Here is a 3595-nt window from a genome sequence, read left to right as displayed (position 1 = left end):
AATTTGACGTTTAATTTCCCAAGGTTTTGCTCCTAAAGCTCTCCTAATTCCAATTTCTTTTGTACGCTCTTTTACAGTAATTAATAAGATATTTCCAATGGCAAAAACACCAGCTATTAATGTCGAAATACCTACAAACCAAGTTAAAAATTGCATTCCCAGTAAAAATTCAGTAACCTTAGCAAACATACTCCCTAAATTCATACCTCCAAATGCTCTTTTATCTTTTGGATGTACTTTATGTAAATTTTTTAAAATTAATTTAGCATCCTTTTCTATTTGAACAATATCACTTTCTGCTTTACCAGTAATAATCATCCAACTAATTTTATCACCTCTATTATATACTTGTTGAAAAGTTGAAAATGGAATATGAATATTATCACCTAACCTAATAGTTTCACTTGCTTTAAACAAACCAACTACAGTATAGTTAATTCCATTAATACTTATTAATTCTCCAATTGGATATTCATCTTTCTCAAAAAGTTGTTTATAAACTTCTTCTTCTATAACACATACTTTTTTCTTTTCTTTAATATCATTATGATTAATAAATCTACCGTATATTATATTTTTGTTTTGAATTTTATTAAGTACTGGAAAATCCCCAGAAATATTAAAACTACCAGATAGAAATTTGCGAATAACTAAACCTCCTGCCTGACTTCTAGGTGCTATTAAATCAATACCTTTAATTTCATTTTTTATTTTTTCAACATCACCTAATTTGAGTGAAATTGGTTTACCTTCTTGAAACCCTTTAAAAGGCTTACTTGTTTGTTGCCCCCAAATAAATACACTATTTGTAGCAAAATTGCCAAAAATACTATTAAATTTATTTTCAATTCCTTTTGCCGCACCTAATAAAACTACCAACAAGAATATACCCCACATTACACCAATAATTGTAATACCTGTACGTGTCTTATTTTTACGAATACTGCTAAATATCTCTTGCCAAGTATCTATGTCAAATAAAAATTTCATAACTATTCGTCGTTTAATGCTACAATAGGTTTAATTCTCGCCGCTCTTTTTGCTGGTATGTAACCAGCTATTGTTCCTGCTATTATCAATACTACAGTTGCACCAACAATAACATACGTTTCAACACTTGGGTTTAAAATTCCATATTCTTCTAAACTTTTCCCTAAACCTTTTAAAGACAAAACACCTATTAAAAGACCAATATATCCAGCCAAGGCAGTCACAAAAATTGATTCCATCATAATCATCCCAATAATAGATTTTGGAGTTGCTCCTAATGCCTTTCTTATTCCTAATTCCTTAGTACGTTCTTTTACTATAAAAACCATGATATTACTAATACCAATAATGCCAGCTATTAATGTTCCTATCCCAATAAACAATATAATCACATTTAAACCAACCATAAAAATTTTTGTTCCTTTTGTACGTTCTGCATAATTAAAAACTCTAATAGCACTCTGATCACGTGGATCAACATTATGCTTTTCTTTTAACATTTTAGTTAATAAATTAGAAAATGCTAGAGCCTTTTCAACACTCAAATTTTGATTAAAAGTTAAACCAAACTGATCTATTTCATCATTTGGTTTATACATTCCTTGAATTGTAGTAAAAGGTGCATATATAAAACGTTCATCATTATCTCCTCCAGGATCATTGAATACACCTACGACTTTATAGGAAATTCCATCTAAAGTGATGTTTTTCCCAAGAGCACTTAATTGCCCAAATAAATCTTCCTCAACTAACCTACCAATAGCCACAACTTTTGCTCTCCTTTTTAAATCTAAATAGGTTAGGAATCTCCCATCTTGAACTATAGCAGATTCTAAAGGTTGATAATCTGGATAAACTCCTCTAATCGTATATCTATTTTGTTCACCTTTGTAAATTGCTTGAACATTAAAACGTTGAATATTAGGACTGAAAAACTCAATTTCATCTTCAAATTTATCATTCATAAATTTAGAATCATCATTCCTAAATTGAATTTTCCTACCGCTTTGCAGACCTTTATAAGGTTTTGTAGTTTTCCCAGATCTTATATATACAGAGTTTATAGCATCACTTGCAAATTGCTTTTCAAATGTATGCTTCAACCCATTTCCAACACCAAATAAAAGTGTAAAAAGTAAAATAGCAAACGCTATTGTAAAACCAGAAAGTGCCGTTCTTAGTTTATTTTTACCAATTGTTTGAAAAATCTCTCGCCAGCGATCTAAATCGAACATAATTAAGCGTTTACATTTTTGTTAACTTTTTCATCACTAATAATCACTCCATCACGTAAACGAACAATTCTATCTGTTTCAGCAGCAATATCCTCTTCGTGAGTAATAACAAATACGGTCATTCCCTCTCTATTAATTTCTTTCAACAACTCCATAACCGAATGTGAAGTGCTTGAATCTAACGCTCCTGTAGGTTCATCAGCTAATACAACTTTTGGATTGGTAACCAGAGCGCGAGCAATTGCTACACGCTGTTTTTCCCCACCTGAAAGTTCACTTGGCAAATGATTAGCCCTATCTTTTAAACCTACTTTTTCTAAATATTGTAAGGCTATTTTTTGACGTTCTTTTCTTCCTATACCTTGATAGTACAATGGAAGTGCAACATTTTCTATAGCTGTTTTATATGTAATTAAATTAAATGATTGAAATACAAAGCCTAAAAATTTATTTCTTAGAATTGCTGCTTTTTTCTCATCTAAATTTTTCATTAATTGTCCATTTAAATAATAGTTACCCTCATCATAATTATCTAATAAACCTACAATATTTAATAATGTTGATTTTCCTGAACCTGAAGACCCCATTATTGATACAAATTCGCCTTCTTTAATATGTAAATCTAACCCCTTTAATACATGGAGAGCATCTTTTCCGATTGGATAAGATTTATGAAGTTTTTCAATCTTAATCATTTAGTTTGTTGTTTTAAACGAAATTATGAATTGCTCTTGAAAGTTGTTATTAATATTTTGTTAAAAGAAGATTCTAGTAATAAAATGTAACTTTGTTTCGTGAACAATTTTAATGGCAAATCAATTATACTTTTTGATGGTATTTGCAATCTTTGCAATTCCTCTATCAATTTTATTATTAAAAATGACGATAAAAAGCATTTTTTATTTGCCTCACTTCAATCAGACGCCGCAAAAGAAATTTTGTTACACTTACCTTCAAAAAATTTGAATTTAAATTCAATAGTATTGATTGAAAATGGAACTATCTACGAAAAATCTACTGCAGCATTAAGAATTGCCAAATATTTAAATGGGGGTTATAAAGTACTTTATGCATTTATAATTACTCCAAAATTTATTAGAGATTGGATTTATAATTTAATAGCAAAAAATCGTTATAAATGGTTTGGAAAAAAGGAACATTGTATGATCCCTTCTCCTGAAATTAAATGTAGGTTTTTGTAAACCTAAAGTTTAATTCAAAAAAAAATAGGAGTTTGTAACTCCTATTTTTTAAAATTTTATTTTTTAGGGTAATTATCATCCCAATCTTTCACTTTAGGTTTGTGTAGCTTTCCTAACGATTTTGCAACTAACATAGCTACAGAAGCATCACCTGTTACGTTTACTGTA

4 protein-coding genes are annotated in these 3595 nt (G+C 29.5%); 1 reads left to right on the top strand and 3 read right to left on the bottom strand.

Annotated elements, in window-relative coordinates; genetic code table 11:
- The 3 genes from QM495_RS00415 to QM495_RS00405 form a co-directional block, all read right to left on the bottom strand.
- A partial coding sequence (locus QM495_RS00415) for an ABC transporter permease (RefSeq protein ID WP_408670128.1) occupies positions 1-990 on the bottom strand: 990 nt, incomplete at its 3' end.
- A 2-nt stretch (positions 991-992) separates the two neighbouring features.
- Entirely contained in the window at positions 993-2225 is a 1233-nt protein-coding gene (locus tag QM495_RS00410; protein ID WP_408670127.1) for an ABC transporter permease, read from the bottom strand.
- 2 nt (positions 2226-2227) lie between these two features.
- A complete protein-coding gene (locus tag QM495_RS00405) occupies positions 2228-2920 on the bottom strand; it encodes an ABC transporter ATP-binding protein (protein WP_408670126.1) in 693 nt (230 codons plus the stop codon).
- A 99-nt stretch (positions 2921-3019) separates the two neighbouring features.
- On the opposite strand from QM495_RS00405, the gene QM495_RS00400 reads away from it, so the two are divergent.
- Positions 3020-3427 carry a thiol-disulfide oxidoreductase DCC family protein gene (locus QM495_RS00400; protein WP_408670125.1) on the top strand — a complete coding sequence of 136 codons (408 nt, stop codon included), beginning with the start codon at positions 3020-3022 and terminating at the stop codon, positions 3425-3427.
- Positions 3428-3595: the final 168 nt, after the last annotated feature.

It is taken from the genome of Lutibacter sp., from assembly GCF_046055765.1.
In the GTDB taxonomy this organism is placed as follows: domain Bacteria; phylum Bacteroidota; class Bacteroidia; order Flavobacteriales; family Flavobacteriaceae; genus Lutibacter.
Note: the sequence above shows the minus strand (reverse complement) of the source record. Positions and strands in the feature narration are given on the sequence as shown.